The sequence below is a fragment of the Paraburkholderia phytofirmans OLGA172 genome, assembly GCF_001634365.1.
GTDB lineage: Bacteria > Pseudomonadota > Gammaproteobacteria > Burkholderiales > Burkholderiaceae > Paraburkholderia.
In genome coordinates this window covers 4,335,441-4,355,676 of record NZ_CP014578.1, presented here as the reverse complement: position 1 = coordinate 4,355,676, position 20,236 = coordinate 4,335,441, and the positions used below count along the sequence as shown (strand labels likewise).

The 20,236-nt window shown below is 61.9% G+C and carries 23 protein-coding genes and 1 pseudogene; 12 read left to right on the top strand and 12 right to left on the bottom strand.

Going from position 1 to position 20,236, the window contains the following annotated elements; genetic code table 11:
• Window positions 1-48: 48 nt before the first annotated feature.
• Window positions 49-309: a DUF6723 family protein gene (locus AYM40_RS19250; RefSeq protein ID WP_063498114.1), complete on the bottom strand. Its 261-nt coding sequence runs from the start codon at window positions 307-309 to the stop codon at window positions 49-51.
• Window positions 310-504: 195 nt separating this feature from the next.
• A complete protein-coding gene (locus AYM40_RS43470; RefSeq protein WP_335341189.1) occupies window positions 505-894 on the bottom strand; it encodes a glutathione binding-like protein in 390 nt (129 codons plus the stop codon).
• Window positions 895-896: 2 nt separating this feature from the next.
• Between AYM40_RS43470 and AYM40_RS42545 the strand changes: the two genes are divergently transcribed.
• The 6 genes from AYM40_RS42545 (at window position 897) to AYM40_RS19220 (ending at window position 4,570) form a co-directional block, all read left to right on the top strand.
• Window positions 897-1,322 (top strand): helix-turn-helix transcriptional regulator, encoded by a 426-nt coding sequence (locus AYM40_RS42545; RefSeq protein ID WP_236720866.1) that lies wholly within the window; start codon window positions 897-899, stop codon window positions 1,320-1,322.
• Complete coding sequence (locus AYM40_RS42540; RefSeq protein ID WP_236720865.1) at window positions 1,315-1,539, top strand: WYL domain-containing protein; 225 nt, start codon at window positions 1,315-1,317, stop codon at window positions 1,537-1,539. The genes AYM40_RS42545 and AYM40_RS42540 overlap by 8 nt, the downstream gene beginning before the upstream one ends.
• Window positions 1,540-1,605: 66 nt before the next feature.
• A complete protein-coding gene (locus AYM40_RS19235) occupies window positions 1,606-1,860 on the top strand; it encodes a hypothetical protein (RefSeq protein WP_236720864.1) in 255 nt (84 codons plus the stop codon).
• Window positions 1,861-2,031: 171 nt separating this feature from the next.
• On the top strand, window positions 2,032-2,673 hold the full coding sequence (locus AYM40_RS19230; RefSeq protein ID WP_063497565.1) for a transglycosylase SLT domain-containing protein: 642 nt from the start codon (window positions 2,032-2,034) through the stop codon (window positions 2,671-2,673).
• Between the two features lie 178 nt (window positions 2,674-2,851).
• Window positions 2,852-3,538, top strand: coding sequence for a DUF2242 domain-containing protein (locus AYM40_RS19225; protein WP_063498113.1), 687 nt, complete (start codon window positions 2,852-2,854; stop codon window positions 3,536-3,538).
• A 780-nt stretch (window positions 3,539-4,318) separates the two neighbouring features.
• Window positions 4,319-4,570, top strand: coding sequence for a hypothetical protein (locus tag AYM40_RS19220; protein WP_063497564.1), 252 nt, complete (start codon window positions 4,319-4,321; stop codon window positions 4,568-4,570).
• Between the two features lie 33 nt (window positions 4,571-4,603).
• On the opposite strand, the gene AYM40_RS19215 is transcribed toward AYM40_RS19220, so the two are convergent.
• Window positions 4,604-5,539: a DMT family transporter gene (locus tag AYM40_RS19215; protein ID WP_063497563.1), complete on the bottom strand. Its 936-nt coding sequence runs from the start codon at window positions 5,537-5,539 to the stop codon at window positions 4,604-4,606.
• A 405-nt stretch (window positions 5,540-5,944) separates the two neighbouring features.
• Between AYM40_RS19215 and AYM40_RS19210 the strand changes: the two genes are divergently transcribed.
• On the top strand, window positions 5,945-6,697 hold the full coding sequence (locus AYM40_RS19210) for an IclR family transcriptional regulator domain-containing protein (protein WP_063497562.1): 753 nt from the start codon (window positions 5,945-5,947) through the stop codon (window positions 6,695-6,697).
• Between the two features lie 226 nt (window positions 6,698-6,923).
• Window positions 6,924-7,136, top strand: coding sequence for a hypothetical protein (locus AYM40_RS19205; RefSeq protein ID WP_063497561.1), 213 nt, complete (start codon window positions 6,924-6,926; stop codon window positions 7,134-7,136).
• 154 nt (window positions 7,137-7,290) lie between these two features.
• Here AYM40_RS19205 and AYM40_RS19200 read toward each other — a convergent pair whose 3' ends face one another.
• Together AYM40_RS19200 and AYM40_RS19195 are read right to left on the bottom strand one after the other, a co-directional pair.
• Window positions 7,291-7,569, bottom strand: coding sequence for a hypothetical protein (locus AYM40_RS19200; RefSeq protein WP_012434605.1), 279 nt, complete (start codon window positions 7,567-7,569; stop codon window positions 7,291-7,293).
• A gap of 137 nt (window positions 7,570-7,706) precedes the next feature.
• Window positions 7,707-8,462: a Mut7-C RNAse domain-containing protein gene (locus AYM40_RS19195; protein ID WP_063497560.1), complete on the bottom strand. Its 756-nt coding sequence runs from the start codon at window positions 8,460-8,462 to the stop codon at window positions 7,707-7,709.
• Window positions 8,463-8,556: 94 nt separating this feature from the next.
• Between AYM40_RS19195 and AYM40_RS19190 the strand changes: the two genes are divergently transcribed.
• Window positions 8,557-9,426 (top strand): NAD(P)-dependent oxidoreductase, encoded by an 870-nt coding sequence (locus AYM40_RS19190; protein WP_063497559.1) that lies wholly within the window; start codon window positions 8,557-8,559, stop codon window positions 9,424-9,426.
• An 82-nt stretch (window positions 9,427-9,508) separates the two neighbouring features.
• A pseudogene (locus tag AYM40_RS38705) lies at window positions 9,509-9,661 on the top strand (LysE family translocator); the annotation flags it as partial.
• A 290-nt stretch (window positions 9,662-9,951) separates the two neighbouring features.
• Here the strand turns inward: AYM40_RS38705 and AYM40_RS19185 are convergent.
• The 6 genes from AYM40_RS19185 to AYM40_RS19160 all read right to left on the bottom strand — a co-directional run bounded on the left by AYM40_RS19185 (window position 9,952) and on the right by AYM40_RS19160 (window position 16,751).
• Window positions 9,952-10,776: an OmpW/AlkL family protein gene (locus tag AYM40_RS19185; protein ID WP_063497558.1), complete on the bottom strand. Its 825-nt coding sequence runs from the start codon at window positions 10,774-10,776 to the stop codon at window positions 9,952-9,954.
• Window positions 10,777-10,948: 172 nt separating this feature from the next.
• Complete coding sequence (locus AYM40_RS19180) at window positions 10,949-12,196, bottom strand: DUF2957 domain-containing protein (protein ID WP_063497557.1); 1,248 nt, start codon at window positions 12,194-12,196, stop codon at window positions 10,949-10,951.
• A gap of 100 nt (window positions 12,197-12,296) precedes the next feature.
• Complete coding sequence (locus tag AYM40_RS19175; protein ID WP_063497556.1) at window positions 12,297-13,664, bottom strand: DUF2957 domain-containing protein; 1,368 nt, start codon at window positions 13,662-13,664, stop codon at window positions 12,297-12,299.
• Window positions 13,665-14,153: 489 nt separating this feature from the next.
• Complete coding sequence (argC, locus tag AYM40_RS19170; RefSeq protein WP_063497555.1) at window positions 14,154-15,101, bottom strand: N-acetyl-gamma-glutamyl-phosphate reductase; 948 nt, start codon at window positions 15,099-15,101, stop codon at window positions 14,154-14,156.
• Window positions 15,102-15,380: 279 nt separating this feature from the next.
• Window positions 15,381-15,953: a flavodoxin family protein gene (locus tag AYM40_RS19165; RefSeq protein WP_063498112.1), complete on the bottom strand. Its 573-nt coding sequence runs from the start codon at window positions 15,951-15,953 to the stop codon at window positions 15,381-15,383.
• 195 nt (window positions 15,954-16,148) lie between these two features.
• Complete coding sequence (locus AYM40_RS19160; protein WP_063497554.1) at window positions 16,149-16,751, bottom strand: YbhB/YbcL family Raf kinase inhibitor-like protein; 603 nt, start codon at window positions 16,749-16,751, stop codon at window positions 16,149-16,151.
• 266 nt (window positions 16,752-17,017) lie between these two features.
• Between AYM40_RS19160 and AYM40_RS19155 the strand changes: the two genes are divergently transcribed.
• Window positions 17,018-17,707 (top strand): response regulator, encoded by a 690-nt coding sequence (locus AYM40_RS19155; protein ID WP_063497553.1) that lies wholly within the window; start codon window positions 17,018-17,020, stop codon window positions 17,705-17,707.
• 103 nt (window positions 17,708-17,810) lie between these two features.
• On the opposite strand, the gene AYM40_RS19150 is transcribed toward AYM40_RS19155, so the two are convergent.
• The gene (locus AYM40_RS19150) at window positions 17,811-18,497 is read right to left on the bottom strand and encodes an orotate phosphoribosyltransferase (RefSeq protein ID WP_063497552.1); all 687 of its coding nucleotides are present in this window, start codon (window positions 18,495-18,497) and stop codon (window positions 17,811-17,813) included.
• Between the two features lie 400 nt (window positions 18,498-18,897).
• On the opposite strand from AYM40_RS19150, the gene AYM40_RS19145 reads away from it, so the two are divergent.
• Window positions 18,898-20,211, top strand: a complete 1,314-nt coding sequence (locus AYM40_RS19145; RefSeq protein WP_420488483.1) for an MFS transporter — start codon at window positions 18,898-18,900, stop codon at window positions 20,209-20,211.
• The last annotated feature ends 25 nt before the right edge of the window (window positions 20,212-20,236 follow it).

Below are 20,236 nucleotides of genomic sequence, written 5' to 3'. Positions count from 1 at the left end.
TTTGCCTCGATCAACCTGAGCAACCCAACCCCAGCCACGCGTCTGCTCTTACAACTCCGGACGCGCCAGGTCGCTGATCACGATGTGCTCGCCGTACACCTGCGCCGCCGCGATGGCTTCCAGCTTGGTCGGGTAAGGTCCAAGTTCCGGCGCGCCGTCGAACGGGAACAGCACGCGGCCGTCGGTGGTTCGAACCACTTTCAACACGCCGAAGAAACGCCGGTAGCCGGCCAGTTTCGACGTCGCCGACACTTCAAAGTCTTCTTCCGACGTCGCGGGGACGCTGGGAATGAATACGGTCTTGCTCATACCTGAAAACATCGCTTGTTCAGTGGGCCGGTACCTGCTGGAAAGGCCAAGGCACGCCCGGTTGTCCCGGGAAGGCATTCACCGGCGGCCCTCATTGTCTCAAATTCCGGCGCAGTGAACCGGGTGCCCGTTCAGCTGGCAACCGGCGCCTGCATACCGCGTCCTGGACCACATCAGCGGGCCCTGCAGCCAGCATCATCCGGCGGCTTTGACCGCAGCCTCATGCTCGGCCGCCAGCGCAACATCCCGCTCGCTCACCTGCACGAAGCTCGGCCGCGAGCAGATGCGCCGCGCATACTCGAGCACGACCGGCGTCTCGGGCACCAGCTTGAACATCACTCCCCAATGCAGAGCGATGCCCCACAGGATATCCGCGGCCGACATCCTGTCCCCAAGCAAATAGGGCGACGCCTGCAGCTGGCTCGTCAATGTTCCGAGCGGCTTTGCTGTGAGTGGAACAGGGTGATCGTGCGGTCGGTGGTCATGGCGGGAGCCTCCTGAGTGAGCGTCTCGTTGGAAAAGCCAGCGTCCAACAGGCGTCGGATGCCTCCATCCTAAGCGCCTATACCTGTCAGCTTGTGTCAGGTATGACTACACTTGTCCGAATGAGAGCCAGCCGCCTCCTTTCTATCCTGATGACCTTGCAAGCGCGCGGACGCGTGAGCGCGCAGTCGCTCGCCGACGAATGCGCGGTTTCGCTGCGCACCATCTATCGCGACATTGACGCCTTGAGCGCCGCAGGTGTCCCCGTCCAGAGCGAACGTGGTGCGGAAGGTGGCTATCGGCTCCTAGACGGATACCGAGCGCGTCTGAACGGTCTGTCGTCGCAAGAAGCGGAGGCGTTGTTCCTCGCGGGTTTGCCTGGACCGGTGCAGGCACTTGGTCTCGGCGCCGTGATGGCCGGCGCGCAAACCAAGTTGCTTGCCGCGCTGCCGGTCGAATTGCGCTCGACCGCGGAGCGCATGCGCTCGCGTTTTCACCTCGACGCCCCCACCTGGTTCGCCGATGCTTGAGGTCTTTACCTCGCCGTTTGCACGCTCAGCCGCGAAAATCAGCGAACCGGATCCGGCCGACGGCTGGCGCACGGTCACACTGCCGGTTGGCTCGATCAGGCAGGCATGCGCGGAACTGCTGCGCTTCGGCACCGAGGCCGACGTGCTGGCGCCGCCCGAGTTGCGCGCCCGTTTCGCCGAGGTGGCGGCAGCCTTGCATCGCCGCTATGCGCAATGAGGGCGAGGGGTCGCAGCTAGCTTGGCCCCCGTATTCACCGACCCTGACAAGGCGTTCGCTCAGGCGATGTATGCCATCGAGCGCTTCGAACTCGAAGACCCGAGCTTTCATCCGTACACCAGCAAGTTCGATGACTGCTTCGACGTAAAATTGCAACTAACGGCACATTGGTTAAGAGGCAAGAAACTGTTCGACAATCCGGCGGACGGCAATTGCGCCTCCTGCCACATCGATCGATCGGGTGTCGGCGGCTCGCATCCGCTTTTTCGCCGACTTCAACTTCCAGGCCCTCGGCGTGCCGCGCATTCCTCGCCACGCTGAACGTCCTCGCCACGCTGAACGACGATTACGTTCTCAAGCCGAAGGGTTCGAAGTCAACCTCGCGGCCGCGCCGTTCGACCGCTTTTGATCAGACGAATTTGGGCCGTTCGGCTGCCTCATTTGGGGGCAGAGCTATAATGCGCGAATGCCCTTTCTTTTCCGTCCTCCGCTATGAGCCGGTTACTTTGCCTGATCGTGCTTTCGCTCGGCCTGATGCAAACCGCAACGGCCGACGAAAACAATGACCGCATGGCCGCGTATCTGACGCAGAAATTCGGTTTGGCAAAAGAAAAGGCTCAAAAGATTTCGGACGCGGTGCAGTCCGCCGCTTCGAAATATTCGCTGCCGCCGGCCCTGCTGTTGGCAATCATCTCGATCGAATCCCGCTTCAAGGAAAAGGCCAAGGGCGCCAACGGCGCGACCGGGTTGATGCAGGTGGTGCCGGGCTCCCATCGCGGGCTGCTGAGGAACGTCAAGGACCTCACTGAGCCGACCGCCAACATCGAAGTGGGTTCGGCGATCCTGTACGGCTACATGCGCTCGGCGAACGGCGACATGAACGCGGCGCTCAAGAACTACGGCGGATCGCAGGCATACGCGAAGAAGGTGAGCTTGCGCATTGAAGATTTCGCCGACGTCGCCGGGCCGCAAGACGTCGCCTCGCGTCCGGACGCACTAGACAGGATGTGCGAGGCCGACCGTTGCCCGGCGCCGGGCAACTGGGCCGACGCTTTTGCGATACCGGCCGCCAACGCACCCGGCGTGAACGGCGCGGCGGCGTTGCAAAGCGCATCGCCTGCAACGGCGCACTGAGCGGCAGCTTCCTCTTATTTTTCCTCTTTGTCGTGCTCCCGCACTGAAGCCGCGGATCGAGTCGTCGCGTCGCGTAAGGCGGCGTGGGGCACGCGCTGCGCGCTTTTTTCGCACACCTGGCAACCGCTCTACAATGCATTCCCCATTCGAGCTCACGCCGCGCCTCTTCCGATCGACCATGTCCACCTCGTTTTCCAAAGCCACTGCCGCTTCGCTTCTCGGTTTGCTGACACTTGCCGCTTGCAGCAGTGCCCCGCAGCCGAAATTCCAGCAGGAATTGTTCGAAACGGGCGCGAGCCCTTACGCCCGAAACTTCAACTCGAGCACCACGGATACCTGCGAGGCGGCGCGCCGCGCGCTGCTGAGTCAGGGTTATCTGACGACGATGGCGGGCACCGATACCGTCGACGGAACGAAAAACTTCCAGCCGACCGGCGATACACACATCGTCGTCGAGTTTCATGTGGTGTGTACGCCGGGAGAAGAGGCGAGCGACACGAGCATCGTTTACGTCAATGCTGTGCAAAACGGCTTTGCGCTGAAGAAAAGCGATACGTCGGCGAGCGTCGGGCTAAGCGTGCTGGGTTCGTTGTCGTTGCCGATCCGCTCGAACAGCGACGCGATGGTCAAAATTTCGAGTGAGACCATTCCGTCGGGCAAGTTCTACGATCGCTTCTTCGGACTCGTCGATCATTATTTACAGACGGTGGTGCGTACGCAGCCGGTTGCGAACAGCCGCATCGAGACGCGCATGTTGCCGATGCCGGTCCAAGCGTCGACTCCAGCGCCTCTCCCCGAGATGCCTGACGCAATCGACAAGGCTGCTTCGCTGCAACCGGCAAGTGGAACCAGCGTGGCGCCGTGAAGCATCGGTCGATGCTGGTGCGGTTCAGGCTGATCAAGACCTGATCAGCCTTCGATCTCATCACGCAGCGGTGCTTATCCTATGTCTTTTACTTTATATGTATATGTATGTAGTAGTAGTTAACAAGGGTTAACCCGTTCTGTGGATAACTCTCAAATCCCCTGTCACATCAATGTCATGCGAAAACCATAACCCTGCGGAACACATCTGTAGAAAAACTACAAAGCCGGGATAACTTTGACTGAGCTTGCCTCGCGCCGCGGCTTATCAAGATTTCGCACACAGGCTGTCCGGCGTGCTATCCCGAAGTTATTCATAGGCAATTGTGGATAACTTGCGCATCCAGCCCTATGCGGCGGGGTGGCGGATCAGATTTTTTTCGTCGATGCGATCCGCTCGCCACCGTACAGACGGAGTCCCTCCGAACGCGCACATTGAAACTGGAAGGTACAAAGATTGCGTCTATTTTTTTGCAAGCGCAACTGTTGCTATTTAGTCAAAACCATTTCAGCAACGCCCTATCCAGGCATAGAGTTAAAGTGTTTTATGAAGTTATTGGTGCAGTGCGGGGGGTGCAATGAAACGCAGAACAGCACGACAGCTAGTCCGTCTTCTCTCGGATATCAGACATGCCAGCCACTGCACGACGCTGCGGGCGGCGGCCACTAACCGGGCCATATCGCTCGCATCCTCCGAGCATGACGACGATGGCGTCGATAGCGACGAAAACAACGAGGCCGCACGCGAGGCGAGTCACGACAAGCCTGCCCGGAGCGGATCATGAGAGCCGCAAGCGAACAATCGCTGCGTTTTCTGGTCGAGAAATGGCTGGCGCCGGGGCCTGCCGTTCCGGTTCACGTTACCGAATTCAGCCGCACGCGTCTGGGTGGCAGGCGTTATGTGCGCGTGGAGACCTCTCTCGAAGCCGGATCGCGCGGTCTCTTTTTCTTTCGTCACGACGACGGCTGCTGGTGCGTGTTTCCACCCACCGCCGATACGCCCAAGATGTTCGCGCAGCCGCGCGCCGCTTAGCTGAGGCGGTGACACGGGCGACTCGCTAAACCTTCACGAAGCGTGAGGCAAGCTATCCCGTTCGCTCCTGTGCCGCCGGGCAGGCATCACCTGGCACACGATCAAACCGGTGAGCATGAGGGCGCATCCGAATAGCGCGCGCGCCGACAGTGTTTCGCCGAGTACAAGCCACCCGGCGAGCGCGGCGAAAACACCTTCCATACTGAAGATCACCGCGGCATGCGAGGGTGCTGCGTACTTTTGCGCAACCACCTGAATCGTATAAGCGATGCCCACCGACAGTGCTCCGCCGTACAGAATCGTCGGCGCGGCCCGCTCGATCACCGCGAGACTGACCGGCTCGATCACGAGGCCGACGGCCAGACAGGCGAGCCCGCAAGTCACGAACTGCACGAGCGCCAGCATGAGTGTGTCGTGCCGCTGCGCGAAGCGGCCCACCAGCATCATCTGTACGGAAATCACCAACGCGCCGGCAAGCTGATACCAGTCGCCGTACAGGATCGAGAAGTGCTCGTTGACGCTCAGAAAGTACATGCCGAGCGCAGCGAGCGTCGCACCGAGCCACGTGCCGAATTCCGTTTGATGACGAAACAGCACGCCAAGCAGTGGCACAAGCACCACATACAACGAACTGATGAAGCCGGCGTTAGCAACCTTCGTGTATTGCAGGCCGATCTGCTGCAGCGAAATCGACGCGGACAGCACGACGCCGAGCAGGACGCCGGCACCGAGCAGTTCGCGTGCGCCGCCGGGTTCGCGCCTCGACAATTCCGCAAGCGCGGAGCGCCGCACGCAGACGATCATTGTCAGCACGACCAGCGCGCCGAGCAGGAAACGCAGTCCAGTAAACAGAAACGGTCCGATCGCATCGAGGCTCAGGCGCTGTGCGACGAATGCGGAGCCCCAGATCACGGCCGCGATCAGCATCAGCAGATTGGCGCGCAGGTGTTGGCGGGTGTCAGGTTTCAAAGGCAGTTTTTCGAGTTCGGTTGTTCTAACAAGACGTTCACGGCGGCAATCGAGCCGGTGAAACGGTTCGAATACGCGGCCGCGGTCGACAAGCGGAATGCCGGGGGCCGTCGTCCTCGATCAGCAGCACGCTGGTCTTGAGGGGGCTTCGTTCATATCGGCGGTCTCCACGATCAAGCGCCGATTCTATCCGGATCGATGTTTCGACGATCTGACGTTCCTGCAAGGAGTTCGCGGAAGTCGAACGCCTGCTGTGCAGCACGTATCCGCACTTGCCGCTGGTCGTGGTGCGGCCGTCGCTCGTGGCCGGTTATGCGGTGCCCGATTCGCGCGATAATCGCGCAATAGCCAGACGACTCAAGACATCACTCACTCACCGGGCCGACTGACTTTCAGGCAGACGCAATGGACGAGAAAGACTGGATCGCTGGAGCCGCCAAGGCGCTGGCGATCATCGAAGCATTCGACGAAGAGCACGCGCGCATGACGCCGACCATGGTGGCCGCCCGCGCCGGGCTCTCGCGTACGGCGGCGCGCCGTTATCTGCTGACGCTGCGCGAACTCGGCTATGTGGATACCGATGGCAAGCTGTTCTGGCTCGCGCCGCGCGTATTGCGGCTCGGCCAATCGTATCTGGATTCGGCGCGCTTGCCGCGCACTGTGCAGCCGTTTCTTCAGCGCATCACCGCGACCGTGCAGGAAACCGCGCTGGTCGCGATTCTCGACGAACACGACGTGGTCTATGTTGCACGCAACGGCGTGAACCGGGCGATGGCGGTCGGTTTCGTGCTGGGCTCGCGGGCGAGCGCGCCGTTGTCGTCCGCGGGTTTGGTCCTGCTGGCCTTCCAGGCGCAGGAAAGCATCGAGCAGTGGCTGGCGTCCTATGAGATCAAGGTTTTCACGCCGCATACATATTCGACCATCGAGCGCTTGCGCGAAGTGCTGGGCGAAATCCGCCGCGATGGTTATGTCGTCACCGATCAGCAACTTGAGTTGGGCATGCGCGGTGTTGCGGTGCCGTTGCGCGATCGGCATGGCTCGGTCGTGGCGGCGATCAGCGTGAGCATGCCGATCGGCCAGGAGTCGGCGAATGCCGCGCTGCATCGCGTGCTGCCGACCCTTCAGGAAACCGCCAGTTTGCTGCGAAACCTGGTCTAGGAGAGGTGCTAGGTAATCTCCCTGATATGGCATGCTTAATGAGTGAATGCCTTTCGAAGGGGAGTTGTCTCCCGGAAAATACATATCGAGTTTTGCGCATGACAAACCGCCTACGCTGCGTAATACTCTCCCGCGGGGAGCGGTTAGGCGGCTCAAGCCCCGTCTGCTTCACCGTGCAGCTATTTCATTCACATTGACTCAGTCGTCCAGGTTTGGGGAACAACACATGAAAAAAGTTATCGTCTCGCTCGCAGCCGCATCGATCGCGCTGGTCTCCGTTCAAGCTTTCGCACAGGCATCGGACGCAGCAGCGCCGGAAGCTGCTGCTAGCGCGCCGAAGAAGCACCACATCAAGAAGCTGAAGACGCACGGCAAGCGCGCCCCGGTCGCTGCAGCAGCTTCGGCAGCCGGCACGAACGACAAGGGCACGCAAAACTAAGCTCACGCTTGGTTTCGCTAGGCGAACCCGGCCGGTTCTGTTTTGTGCGCCGCTAGTCGGCGAGTGCAGCGCAGTGCCGGTTAAACGTCGCCAGCAAAAAGGCCAGAGCAGATGCTCTGGCCTTTTTGTATTGGGCGGCGGATTTGGGAGATGTCTAGCCCGCGAGGCCGCGCTTGATGACCTCGTTCAACAGTCCGGTCATGCCTTCCGGATGCGTGGCGGCTCGCTCTTTCAGTTCTGTGACCAGGTCGCCATTGAGCTTGCAGGCGAACGCGACGAGGCCTTGCGCCTGGTCGAGCTTGCGCTGTTCACGGCGATCGAGCTTCGGCTCGGCGGCAGCGGCTTTGCCGAAGCGGTCGGCGGTCGACAGTTTCATCGCGTTGTTCAGCTTGAGTGCCTTGTTCTTTTCAAGGTCGGTCTTTTTCATCGCCATACGGAAGGCCTCTGCCAGATAAGTAATCCCGCATTGTACGCATCGCGCCGCGCGTCGAGCCAGCGGCGGCGATTCCGCGCTCGAGCGGCGTTGGCGCGGTGCTCAGGCCACGCGGAGTTTGAGCCATCGAGCGGTGTTCAGGCGGGCCGTTCCGGCGCGCCGGCCACGCTGTCCATCAGCGCACGCATTCGTTGCCAATGCGTGCCTTCCCAGAACACGCGCCGGCACACGTCGCAGGTGACGAACTGGTTATGCCGTTCCAGCACGCCATCGGGTGCCCGGTCGCCGACTTCATCTTTGGCGATACGCCGCAGCGGCGCGTTGCACATCAGGCACAAACGGAACGGCTGCGCGCTGCCGGCCAGATCTAGCCTTTCAAACACTTCGCGCAATTGCTCGCGCGGCCGCAGCGTTCGTACGTAACAGCCATGCGTGATGGTGCGGCGTTTCAATAGCTCACGGTCGCGCGTCAGCACGATGCGCTGTTGTGCTGCGGCGAGCGCTTCGATATCGGCGTCGGGATAGTGGTTGTCGTAGAGCGTGTTGAAGCCGGCGAGCCGCAGCAGCGGGGCGAGACCGCCCAGATGCGCATCGGCAATGAAACGCACCACGCGCAGCGGATGTTCACGCACGCGCAATAGCGGCTGGATGTCGAGCGCTTCAAACTTCGGATAGACGGCGATGCGATCGCCGTCGGACAGCGGGTGATTGAAACCGACCGACGCACCGTTCACCAGGATGAGTTCGACCTCGGTATGCGGCACGCCGAGCACTTCGATCATGTGTTTCGCGGTTGCGCCGTGCGCGCAGGCGTAACTGAACGCGCGCCGGCGCAGGGGCCGGGCGAGAAAATCGTTCAGCTCCTCGTAGAAGCGGAATGTCGCGGTGACCATCGCATCAGTATCGCACCGTGGTTAATTGCGTGCTGTCCTGCACGTGTCGCATGGGTGTGCTTTACTTCCAGTTCTTTAGAAGACGGAGCGACAGATGGACATCGGTTTTATCGGTCTCGGCGAGATGGGCGCCGCGATGGTTGCAAACATTTTGAAAGCCGGGCATCAGGTGCGCGTGTGGAACCGCTCGCCTGAACGCGCGCAGCCGCTCGCCGACGCCGGTGCGCGGATCGTCGCGACGCCGGCTGAAGCGTTTGCTGGCGACGCCGTGTTCTCGATGCTTGCCGACGATACCGCGCTGCGCGAAGTGTTCACCGCGTCGCTGCTGGAGCACGCCCCGCGCGGCTTGATCCACGTGAATATGGCGACGATCTCGGTGGCGCTGGCCGAGGAGCTGGCGACGGCGCACGCCTCGCGCGGCGTCCATTACGTCGCCGCACCGGTGATGGGGCGCCCCGACGTCGCGGCGGCGGGCAAGCTGACGATTGTGGCTGGTGGCCCGGCCGAGTCGATCGACCGCGTACAGCCGATTTTCGACGCCATCGGCCAGAAAACCTGGCGCATCGGTTCGCTGCCGCAGCAGGCGAACGTGATGAAACTCGCGGCCAACTTCATGCTGGGCGCAGCCGTCGAGACGCTCGGCGAGGCCGCCACGCTTGTAACCGGCCACGGCCTCGCGATGCAGGATTTCCTCGACGTCATCACGAGCGGTCTGTTCCCGGGACCGGTCTATTCGGGCTACGGCAAGATGATCGCGGAACAGCGCTACGAGCCGGCGCTGTTCAAGGCGCGCCTCGGATTGAAGGACGTGCGTTTGGCGCTGGCGGCCGCTGATGCGGTCAACACGCCGTTGCCGGTTGCGAGTGTCGTGCGTGACAGTCTGATCGAAGCAGTAGCGCATGGCGACGGCGAGAAAGACTTCGCGGTGCTGGGGCAGGTAGCCGCGCGGCGGGCAGGGCGCTGAGCGGGAGCGGGTCCTTGCGGGCGCGCGCTTCAAAGTGTGGGCGGGCATAATTGCCGCCCGATCCTTTTCTGGGCCGATCCAAATGAATCTGCATACCTGGTGGCTGTTTGCCGCCACTGTTTTCGTCGTTTTCGCGATTCCCGGTCCGAACATGCTGCTGGTGACGACGCACGGCGCCCCGCACGGCCTGCGCCGCGCCAGCGCGACCATGGCCGTCTGCCTGTCGGCGCTGGTGCGCCATTAGGCGAGCGGCGCGTTCCCGAGTGGTAGTCAACGCCGCTCGCGAAGCGCTGAAAGTTTGTTGCAGCTATACAACACCGAGGGTCAACCCTAATTTGCATGTTGCGACGCACCAAACTATTTGCTATAGTTCGTCTTGTCTCCTCCATGTCTCCTCTGATATGGATTCAGCCCGCCCACTTAGGCGGGCTTTTTTTTGCCCTGAATTTCCAGCGTCATCCAGATAAGACAAAGCCGGCTGGCCCCCTCCACGGGAGGGCCGGCTGTGTCGCGTCTGCGCCGAACTCAGAACTTGTAGGAGACGGCCAGGAACGAGATGATCGGATCGGCGCTTAGCTCCGCCTTCGACACACTCAATTCCGTGCCGTCTGCCGCCTTGACGATGACCGACGACGTGGTTTTCAGCGGAATGTACGTGACCGATGCCACGAGACCCCAGTGATCGGTGATGTTGTACGCGAGACCCGCATTGAACACCGGTTGCCAGGACGACGACGCCTTCGCCGACACCTGCGTTTGCCCCGGTTTGCCCGCCCCCGCTGCCAGCACCGCGCCCAGATTGTTCTGCGTCGATGTTATGAAGTTCTGGCTCAGTTGAACGTCGGAGAACCAGTTATATGACACGCCGACGCCCAAGAACGGCCGGAACTTCGCGGTGGGCGCATTGAAGTAGTACTGGAACAGCAGCGCCGGGCTCCACTGGCGCACGCTCTTCACGATCGGATTAGCCTGCGGATCGCCCAGATCCTGCTGACCGAGCGCACCCGCCGGTCCCGGCGGCTTGACGGTGCCGTGCCCGTAGAGCTTGAAAACCGGCGGTATGCCCGCCACTGTCGTCACGGCGATGTGATCGGTGACGTAATGGCTGAATACGAGGCCGGCGGTATTGGCAGTATTGGTCGACAACCCGGTGCCGGCAGACGTGAATGAGCCCGGCAGACGCAGCGGCGTATTGATCGGCGTCGGAGCGACGGTGGTGGTCAGCGGCGTGCTCGAATCCTGCGGCATGACATGGAACCAGCCGAGCACGGCGACGTTGTCGCCCGCGTGTTGTGCGTACGCACTGACGGACAGGCAGGCGGCAAGTATCGCGAAAAAGATTTTTTTCATGTTGTTCCTCCTGAGGCGCGTGTCGCGTTCGTCGCGCGCGGCGAGCGACGGCGGCCTGGCTGCCCGGCCGGTGCGCTGGATATTCGGTGGACGCCGGCTGCCGCGCCATTGCTGGGCGCAGCAGCCGGGACACGAACGCCTCGTTGCGGGTCGGCGGCGCGTGCTGCGCCCATTACTGGACGAAGGCGCCGATCGTGAAGTACGGCGAGGCCGCGTTGGTCAGATCGAGGTAGCCGAACACGCCGCCCGTGAAGATCATCTTTCCGGTCGGCGTGGTGCCGGTCGAGGCGCCTACTTGCGTCGTCGTCACTACACCCGGCACGGTCTGCGTGAAGCTCAGATTCAGCGCCGTCGCGAGCGATGCCTGCGATGCATTGAACGGATCGAGCAGCGTGGCCTGCGTGCCTTCGAGCGCGGTGGTGCGATAGTCGAATTGGCTATCCACACCGATGTACTCACCGTTTTGCGAGTTCAGCGCGACCGAGGTCTGCGGCGCCAGAATCGAGATGCCCGATTCGTCGTCCGCAAACGGCCCGAGTTCACCGTTCACCGGCGTCGTCACCGAGGCGTTCGCCGCGCCGGTTCGCACCAGGATCGGCACCACCTGGTTGCGCAGTTTGCCGACGATCATGTAGCCGCGAGCCTTGGGTGTAGTGGCGAGCGTCGGTTTGGCCTGGCCCTGGAACTTGTCGGTTTCGAATGCACCGCTGCCGTCAGACGACTGTACGAAGTTCGTGCCCGGCTGCTGGCACGTGCCGGCATTGACGCCGGAGTTGTCGCACTCGGTCCATGTGCCGTCCGCGTTGATCGTGATCTTCGAATCGACCGTGGCTGGCGCGAAGTTTTGCGACGGAACCTGGTGATAGCCGAGCTGGTTGTAGGTGCCGGCCACGTTCGCGAGGTTCGTTTCAATCGACGAGAAACCGATAAACGGGTAGTACGGGAACTTGGTGTCGGGCACTGCGCCCACGCCGAGAATCCCGGCGAAGGAGATTTCCGCGCCCGGAATCGTGCCGCCGGCCACGCCTTCGCCGACAAAAATCCGCGCTGGACGATTCGGGTCGAGGCTTGCGCCGTTCAGGCGGAAGGCACACTGATTGAGCTTGTTGGTCGGCAGCAGGGTTTCCTGGGTCAGCGTGCCGCTCGCGCTCTGGCCGGCGCGCGTAGGCGCGACGGTGCCGGTGGTCGCCGGGATCGGCGACTCGATGTAGCTGACTTGCCACGTCATCTTGGTCGTGTCCATCTGCAGCTTGGCCAGTTCGCCGTCACCGCCGCCACCCGTGAACACCGTGCTGTAGTCGAGCGAAGAAGGGCACAGGCGAACTTCCGTCACCGGTCCGTCGCCATTACCGCCGCCACCACTGCACGCCCCCAGTAACGGTGCTGCAAGAGCGAGCACCGAAAGGATTCTCCATTTCATACCGCCTCCAGAATTTTCTCGTTGTGTGTGGCCGGCTCCCAGTCCTGCCACCTTTTGCTCTGTTTATGTCTCGTACTGCGCATTGCCGGTCCTTCGCTCCTTATTTGCTGATCTGGGCTCCGATGCCGAAGTAGGGGGCGCCAGGCGTGTCCGAATTCGCCGATGTCGACGTGATGCCGCCGTTCTCCGTGCCCTGGATTGCGATGGCGTAGAGACCACCGGATGCAATCGCAAAACCGGTCTTGCCGTTGGTGTCCTGCACACCGACCAGGCCCGGACTCGGCAGCCCGTAACCCAGACCGAAGCCGCTTTCCGCCGCCGAGGTGCTCGGATTGATGAACGTGCCGACCGCGCCCTGGATCAACGTTGCGGTGTTCTTGAAGTTCGAGTCCGCGCCGACGTAGCCGCCGTCAAAGCCACCCGATGCAAGCGGCGTGGCTGCGGCGAGCATCGCGATGCCGGATTCGTCGTCGACGGACAGTGCCAGGAGGCTGGGGTTGGCATGTCCCGTGCGGACCACGAGCGGCACCGTCGCGCCGTTGATCTGTCCGAGGATCATGTGAGCAGTGCCGGATTGGTCGGTGCGAAACGGCGCGGGGCTGCCGCCGTTCACGATCTGTGGTGGTTTCGCGCTGTCGAAATAGCCGTTGCTATTCAGCGTGAGCGGATTACCGGTGCTCAGGCAGCCGCTCGAACTCGGCGAGGTGCAATTGCCGCTTGCGTCGAACGTCTCCACCGAATTGGTTGCGACAGTCTCGTAGTTGGCGGTCGGCGAAAGGTGGTAGAGCAGAGCGTTGTAGGTACCCACCAGCTTGGTGATGTCCGTCGTGGTGCTGGCAAAGCCGAGGAACGGATAGAAGTCGAAATGCCGGCTAGGTACGGCGCCGAAGGTCAGGACTCCAGCGAACTGCACGGTCGCCCCCGGGATCCCGCCCCCGGCCACGCCCTGGCCGACAAGGATCATCGGGGGATTCGGATTGTTGACGAAGTCGGGTGTCGTATAAGGCTGACCGTCGCCGACGCCGGTACCTGTACCCGCGCCGAGAATGAAGGCGCAGCGCGTCTGCTCGGCGGTCGGCAGTGCGCCGGTCGGCGGGTGGATGACCGCGCCCGTGATCTGCGTACCCGCGCGCGTCGGTGTGACCTGACCCGTGCGCAACGGAATCGGTGACTCAAGCCACTTCAGCGTGTACGTCATCGCGGTCGCGTCAATGTTCACCTGCACGATCTCGCCGCTACCCGCACCACCGAGATACGTTGTTTTAACGATGTCGGCAGTCGCCGGACATAGCGCGGCAGGACCGGCATTCGAAGTCGGCGGACCTTGCACGCTGCAGCTCGAGCCCGAGCCCGAGCATTGCGGCGCACTGATCGTGCCGGGATTGTCCGCCTTGCCGCCACCGCAAGCGATGAGGAATGGGGCCGTGGCAATGGCCATCGCCAGGCCTCGTGTAATGGCGTACGACATACCGCTGTCTCCCTTCCTGTAATTGTGCGAACTAATTTCGCTGCGCGTTAATTGCCTGTCAATTGAATGAGCCGTCTAAAAAGGTTGATTCAAACAGCGCGATTTTTGCCGGACGCATACTGCGTGCGACCTCGCGGCTCTTTTAAACAAAAAAGGAATTTTGGCTTCGACAGCGGTACCGTTGCTTCGCCGCATACCCTTGTCAGGTAAGCGGTACGGCAAAATGGCTCTATCATCTTCGAACGACCGTTCGCGAAAAAATCCGGAGTTTCCCTATGCGGAAAACGATGCTGTGCGGGTCAATTCGAGGAATGAATTACCGGCAGTTGGTGAGAGGTCCGATTTTTCTTTTTAAAGTAATGCGGGCAACTACTGATTAACTGAAAAAGAGGAATTCTAAGGGTAGGGTTTTAAAACAGAAAAGCCGGTCTGAAAAGACCGGCTTTTTAAGCGGATTGACAGCGGATGCCGTCTATATGTCGAACTCGCTCAGCGTTTCAAGCCGGTTTCTTCGGCGGCGCCGATTGCGAGGTTCATGCACTGGATCGCTGCACCCGACGCGCCCTTGCCCAGGTTATCGAGGCGCGCGACGGTCACGAAGCGCTCTTCGTTGCCGAACACGAACAGATCGACACGGTTGGTGTCGTTGTTCGCTTGTACGTCGAAGAAGCCGCCGTCGAGGCTCGTGTCCGCGTCGAACGGAGCGACGTGCATGAACGCCTCGCCCGCATAGTACTCGGCGAACAGCGCCTGCACGTCTTGCGGCGCGGTCTTCTTGGCCAGCTGGTTCGGCGAGAAGAAGGTGGTGACCGCGAGACCCTTGTAGAAGTCGCCGACGATTGGCGTGAACACCGGCGCCGCCTTCAGGCCCGTATGCGCCGCCATTTCAGGCAGATGCTTGTGCGTGAGGCCGAGTGCGTACGGGCGCGGGCTTTTGAGCTTGTCGTTGCCGCCGGCTTCGTAGTCGGCAATCATTTTCTTGCCGCCGCCGCTGTAGCCGGTGATCGAGTATGCGTGCGCGGCAAAGTCCGGCGCCACAACGCCGGCTTCGACGAGCGGACGCATGGCCAGCACGAAGGCCGATGCATGGCAGCCCGGCACGGCGATGCGTTTCGCGGTGCGCAGACGCTCGCGTTGCGAGCGGGCCAGTTCGGGCAGGCCGTAGGCCCAGTCGGCCGACGTACGGAAGGCCGTGCTGGCATCGATCAGCACGGTATGGTCGTTTTCGACCAGCGAGGCCGACTCGCGTGAGGCGACATCCGGCAGACACAGGAACGTGACGTCCGACGCGTTGATGAGACGACGGCGCTCTTCGAGGTCCTTGCGCTTCGCTTCTTCGATACGCAGGATCTCCACGTCGGCGCGTTGCGACAGGTATTCGAAAATCTTCAGGCCGGTCGTGCCTTCCTGTCCGTCGACAAAAACTTTCGTGCTCATCTCTATCTCACTGGCTTGCTTGCTGGAAACGGGGCGCGACGCCGCGCCGGAACGCTATTTTAAGACCTGATCGCGGCAGGTGCGCGAAAAGGGGTGAAAAACGACGATGCGCGCCAAAAGTGACATCGGCGTGACGGGTTACGCGACAGATGTGAGCCGATGCTGGCGGGTTCCGGGCAGATTAACGGCGCTTGCCAGCGGCCGCGCCATTCACATTCTGTCAGGCGCGGTGTCTGCCTCGAGCGCGCGGCGTCTTCGTGCGAGCCTGCGGACAGCCCGTTATCGAACACCCGCGTTCCACCGCGCCGTCACGGCGGCAACGCGCGCGCCGAACATCCGCGCCGTTTCCAGATCGCCCGCGGGCGGCGCTTCTTCCGGCGATGCATCCGCAGGGGACTGCGCCAGCAGACCGGTAAAGCCGCCCACGTAGTTCAGATCGTTGCGGGTTGCCGCCTTGGTATTCGACGGCATCATGCCGGTGCCCACCCAGATCATGCTGTGTTGCATCGCCAGCGTGACGAAGTACTGGATCGTCGAGAACTTGTCGCCGTTCATGGCCGCCGAGTTGGTGAAGCCGGCCGCGATCTTGTCCCTCCACGTTTGGCCGAACCACGGTTTCGAACTCGCATCGGCGAATTTCTTGAAGTCGGCGGACGGGCCGCCCATGTAGGTCGGCGCGCCGAAGATGATGGCGTCCGCGGACGCCAGTTCTGTCCAGGCAGCGTCGTCGATTTCGCCGACCGGCATGAGTTTCGCGTCCGCGCCAGCTTCCAGCGTGCCGGCCAGCACGGCATCGGCAACTTTCTTCGTGTGGCCGTAGCCGCTGTGATAAACGATGACGATCTTCGACATGGCACGCTCCGGCAGGATGAAAAAGCAGAGGTCAGCACGGCAACGGTGCGCGCGTAGCGACGCGACGTCGACAAGCATCGCGTACGCCGCTCAGTTGCACATTACTGACGCGCGTCGGGTACGGCCGCGTCGAGGAAGCCGGATCGCCGTTCCGTTGTGGGACGACCGATGGGACTTCCGCTAACCGAAGGGCCGCTACCGTCCATAGTTGACCACCATCCGCGCGCTGCCGAGCGCGGCGGTGCCGATCTCGTGATCGAACATGAGCGCCGGGCGCCCCTGCGCGAGGCGCAGGTCCGCGGAGCTCAGCGCATAAACGGTGACGACATAGCGATGAGGTTTGCCGGGCGGCGGGCAAGGGCCACCGTAGCCGTCGATATCGAAGTCGTTGCGCGCTTCGACTGCGCCGAGTTTTTTCAGGAAACCCGACGCGCTGGCGTTTTCCGGCAAGCTGTCGACGCTCGCCGGAATGGCCGCAACCACCCAGTGCCACCAGCCGCGGCCGGGCGCATCCTGATCGAACACCGTGACCGCGAAGCTGCGCGTGCCGGCCGGCGCATCGCGCCAAGTCAATTGCGGCGAACGATTGCCGCCTTTGCAGTCGTCCTGATTGAAAACCTGGGCCTCATCTACGGTGCCGCCCGCATGGAAGCTGGCGCTGGTCAGCGTGAACACACCCTCGGCGAGCGCGTCAGGGCTATGCGCTGCGCATAGCGCGATACCCAGCAGCGCGTAGGTGAGGGACGGTATACGGCGGAACGGCGAAGCAAGCGAAACAACCAGGCAACGCGAGCGCATGTGCCGGTTCTCCTGTCAGGGCGCGAGGCGGTTGTCCTCGCGAGGATTATTGTCCCTATTTTGTGCCCCAAGGTCGAATCAAGTCTAACATTCGCGTTGCGGAGGATCATTGTTGCCAGCCGGCGGGCTGGACAGAGGCGAAATCGGCTATAGTCAGAGGAATTGTCCGCGCGAATACAGACTGCGTACCCGATCAGTGCAAGTACCAAGAATAGAAAGGCATGTCAGAAGTTTTGGAGAGTGGTTTATCTGTCGAGGGGAGGGCAATGCAAGATCCAGTCAGGGTCGTGGTCGCTGACGACCATCCGGTGATTCTGTTCGGCGCCGAACAGGCTTTGCTCAAGTTTCCAGGTCTGCAGGTCGTCGCGCGTGCGCGACAGTCGACCGAGTTGGTCAAGGTGTTGCAAACCATTGAGTGTGATGTGCTCGTCACGGATCTGGCGATGCCAGGCGGCCAATACGGCGATGGTTTGCCGCTGATCGGCTATCTGCGCCGCAATTTTCCCGACCTTCCCATCGTCGTGCTGACGATGCTGGAAAACGCCGCGTTGCTCAAGCGGCTGAGCGAACTCGGCGTGACCTCGGTCGTCAATAAATCGGACGATCTGAGCCACATCGGACTCGCGGTGCAGCACGTCAGCCGCAACCTGGAATACATGAGCCCGTCCGTCAAGGCGTCGCTCGATACGCTGCGCATGAATGCCGGCGGCAAGGACGAAGAAGTGATGCTGTCCCGGCGCGAACTCGAGGTTGTGCGCCTGTTCGTGTCGGGCATGACGATCAAGGAGATCGCGGAGCAGCTCAATCGCAGCATCAAGACGATCAGCACGCAGAAGAATACGGCTATGCGCAAGCTCGGTATCGATCGCGATTCCGAGTTGTTCCAGTACGCGCAGAGTAACGGCTTGCTGAATCTGTCGTCGCACTCGGTCGACGACACTGGTAGCGCGTCCTAGCCGCGGTCGTACTTTCGTTCGGTTGGACGAATTCAATGAAAAACGCCACCTGTCTCGTCGACAGGCGGCGTTTTTTCATTCCATCCGCATTAAGCGGCTGCGCTTACTGCGGCGTCGCGTTGGCGCCGCCGTGTGCCGCAGACCATTCGGCCGGCGCGTGCAGGAATTTTTCCACTTCGTCGAGCGTTTTGGCGTCGAAGTAGTTGTTTGCCTTGGCGACGCGCAACACGTCCCACCACGTGGCAAGTGCGTGCAAATCGACGTCGATGTCTTTCAGCACCGACACGCTTTCCTTGAAGATGTTGTAGTGGAACAGCACGAAGCAGTGGTTCACTGTCGCGCCGGCGGTGCGCAGCGCATTGATGAAGTTGACCTTGCTGCGGCTGTCCGTGGTCAGATCTTCGACCAGCAGCACGCGTTGCCCTTCGGTCAGCAGACCTTCGATCTGCGCGTTACGACCGAAACCCTTCGGCTTCTTGCGCACGTATTGCATCGGCACCATCAAACGGTCGGAGAGCCACGCCGCGAACGGGATGCCAGCCGTTTCGCCACCGGCCACCGCGTCGATCTGCTCATAGCCGACGTCGCGCAGGATCGTGGCTTCGGCCATTTCCATCAGGCCGCGGCGCACGCGCGGATAAGAGATCAGCTTGCGGCAGTCGATATAAACTGGGCTCGCCCAGCCGGACGTGAAAATGTACGGTTTCTCCGCGTTGAAGTGCACTGCTTGCACTTCCAGCAGCATCTTTGCGGTGGTGTCGGAGATCGTCTGTCGATCGAAGCCTGTCATGGGCGGATCCTTGGGTGTGAGCGAGGAGAAGCGGGCGCGGGGCCCGGTGGCGCAGCAAGCGGGGTATGCCGCGCCATAGTGGGCGGCGCCTTGATAGGCAATTACGCGGCCGGTCAGTGGAGTGCAGGCCGGCTTTTGCTGCGCGCGTAGGCCGGCATTTTACCCGAAATGGGCTCTCCCGAGGTGGCCGTCATACGTGCCGGCCGCGAATGGCGGTCATAGCGGCCGCGCTGAACGGAACTTGCAAGGTTCGTTCGGGGCAGCATCATTGCTGCTTCCCGGACTGGTTTTCGGCCTGCTTTCTGGCTTGCTTGCTTGCGAGCGGCCCAGGGCGCGTTGCCTTTACACTCACGCGAATTTCCTGGCGGCCGTGTACGCATGGCTGCCCATGCCCTACGAAATGCTTTCAATGACTGCCGCTTCTTCTACCGAGAACCGTAAATCCGCCAAAAGTGGCCCTGCCGAAAGCGGCCCTGCCGAAAGCGGCCCTGCCGAAAGCGGCCCTGCCGAAAGCGGCGCTGCCAAAAGCGGCTATGCGGGACGTGCGCTGATCGCGTCGGTGCTCGGTTACGCGCTGGACGGCTTCGATCTGCTGATCCTCGGCTTCATGCTGCCGGTGATCGCCGCGGATCTGCATCTGAGTTCCGCGCAGGCAGGCTCGCTTGTTACGTGGACGCTGATTGGCGCTGTCGCTGGGGGCCTGATTTTCGGCGTTTTAAGCGACTATTTCGGCCGCGTGCGAATGCTGACGTGGACGATCCTGATCTTCGCCGTCTTTACCGGCCTATGCGCGCTAGCGCAGGGTTATCCAGACCTGCTGGCCTATCGGACCATTGCAGGCATTGGCCTCGGCGGCGAGTTTGGCATCGGCATGACGCTGGTGGCTGAAGCGTGGCCGGCGTCGCAGCGGGCACGCGTGTCGTCCTATGTCGGGCTGGGATGGCAACTCGGGGTGCTCGCGGCCGCGTTGTTGACGCCGCTGCTGCTGCCGGTGATCGGCTGGCGCGGCATGTTCGCGCTTGGATTGCTGCCTGCCGTGGTGTCGTTTTTCGTGCGGCGCAGCGTCGAGGAGCCAGCGTTGTTCACCGAACGCGTTGCACGTGGAATGCGTAAGTTGCCGTTCAAATTGCTGGTGGCCGACGCACGCACCGCGCGCGCCAGCATCGGTATCGCGATTCTCTGTTCAGTACAGAACTTCGGCTATTACGGACTGATGATCTGGCTTCCGAGCTATTTGTCGAAGACGTTCGGCTACTCGCTGACCAGGTCCGGCGTCTGGACCGCCGCGACGGTTCTCGGCATGGCGTGTGGCATCTGGCTGTTCGGCATGGCCGCCGACCGGTTCGGCCGCAAGCCGGCCTTCCTGTTCTACCAGGTGGGCGCGGTGGTGATGGTATTCGTCTACGCTCATCTGACAACGCCGATGGCGCTGCTGATCGGCGGCGCAGCCATGGGTGTGTTCGTCAACGGGATGATCGGCGGCTACGGCGCGCTGATATCCGAGCTATATCCAACCGATGCACGCGCCACCGCGCAGAACGTGCTGTTCAACGTCGGCCGGGCGGTCGGCGGTTTCGGGCCGGTGGTCGTGGGCGCGTTGGCCGCACGCTATTCATTCGGCGCCGCGCTCGCTTTGCTCGCATCGATCTATCTGCTCGACGTTTTCGCGACGCTCTTTCTGATTCCCGAACGACGCGGCGCCGAGCTCGAATGACCCGCGCTTGACCCATGCTTGATCC

Excerpts from the sequence above, each read along its gene's own strand:
- AYM40_RS42540 (WP_236720865.1), top strand. The coding sequence starts at position 1,315 with ATGCTTGAGGTCTTTACCTCGCCGTTTGCACGCTCAGCCGCGAAAATC.
- AYM40_RS19175 (WP_063497556.1), bottom strand. The coding sequence starts at position 13,664 with ATGTCGTACGCCATTACACGAGGCCTGGCGATGGCCATTGCCACGGCC.
- AYM40_RS19145 (WP_420488483.1), top strand. The coding sequence starts at position 18,898 with ATGCTTTCAATGACTGCCGCTTCTTCTACCGAGAACCGTAAATCCGCC.
- AYM40_RS19250 (WP_063498114.1), bottom strand. The coding sequence starts at position 309 with ATGAGCAAGACCGTATTCATTCCCAGCGTCCCCGCGACGTCGGAAGAA.
- AYM40_RS19165 (WP_063498112.1), bottom strand. The coding sequence starts at position 15,953 with ATGTCGAAGATCGTCATCGTTTATCACAGCGGCTACGGCCACACGAAG.
- AYM40_RS19150 (WP_063497552.1), bottom strand. The coding sequence starts at position 18,497 with ATGACAGGCTTCGATCGACAGACGATCTCCGACACCACCGCAAAGATG.
- AYM40_RS19220 (WP_063497564.1), top strand. The coding sequence starts at position 4,319 with ATGAGAGCCGCAAGCGAACAATCGCTGCGTTTTCTGGTCGAGAAATGG.
- AYM40_RS19155 (WP_063497553.1), top strand. The coding sequence starts at position 17,018 with ATGCAAGATCCAGTCAGGGTCGTGGTCGCTGACGACCATCCGGTGATT.
- AYM40_RS19190 (WP_063497559.1), top strand. The coding sequence starts at position 8,557 with ATGGACATCGGTTTTATCGGTCTCGGCGAGATGGGCGCCGCGATGGTT.
- AYM40_RS19180 (WP_063497557.1), bottom strand. The coding sequence starts at position 12,196 with ATGAAATGGAGAATCCTTTCGGTGCTCGCTCTTGCAGCACCGTTACTG.
- AYM40_RS42545 (WP_236720866.1), top strand. The coding sequence starts at position 897 with ATGACTACACTTGTCCGAATGAGAGCCAGCCGCCTCCTTTCTATCCTG.
- AYM40_RS19185 (WP_063497558.1), bottom strand. The coding sequence starts at position 10,776 with ATGAAAAAAATCTTTTTCGCGATACTTGCCGCCTGCCTGTCCGTCAGT.
- AYM40_RS19225 (WP_063498113.1), top strand. The coding sequence starts at position 2,852 with ATGTCCACCTCGTTTTCCAAAGCCACTGCCGCTTCGCTTCTCGGTTTG.
- AYM40_RS19200 (WP_012434605.1), bottom strand. The coding sequence starts at position 7,569 with ATGGCGATGAAAAAGACCGACCTTGAAAAGAACAAGGCACTCAAGCTG.
- AYM40_RS19230 (WP_063497565.1), top strand. The coding sequence starts at position 2,032 with ATGAGCCGGTTACTTTGCCTGATCGTGCTTTCGCTCGGCCTGATGCAA.
- AYM40_RS19195 (WP_063497560.1), bottom strand. The coding sequence starts at position 8,462 with ATGGTCACCGCGACATTCCGCTTCTACGAGGAGCTGAACGATTTTCTC.
- argC (WP_063497555.1), bottom strand. The coding sequence starts at position 15,101 with ATGAGCACGAAAGTTTTTGTCGACGGACAGGAAGGCACGACCGGCCTG.
- AYM40_RS19235 (WP_236720864.1), top strand. The coding sequence starts at position 1,606 with ATGTATGCCATCGAGCGCTTCGAACTCGAAGACCCGAGCTTTCATCCG.
- AYM40_RS19205 (WP_063497561.1), top strand. The coding sequence starts at position 6,924 with ATGAAAAAAGTTATCGTCTCGCTCGCAGCCGCATCGATCGCGCTGGTC.
- AYM40_RS19210 (WP_063497562.1), top strand. The coding sequence starts at position 5,945 with ATGGACGAGAAAGACTGGATCGCTGGAGCCGCCAAGGCGCTGGCGATC.
- AYM40_RS19160 (WP_063497554.1), bottom strand. The coding sequence starts at position 16,751 with ATGCGCTCGCGTTGCCTGGTTGTTTCGCTTGCTTCGCCGTTCCGCCGT.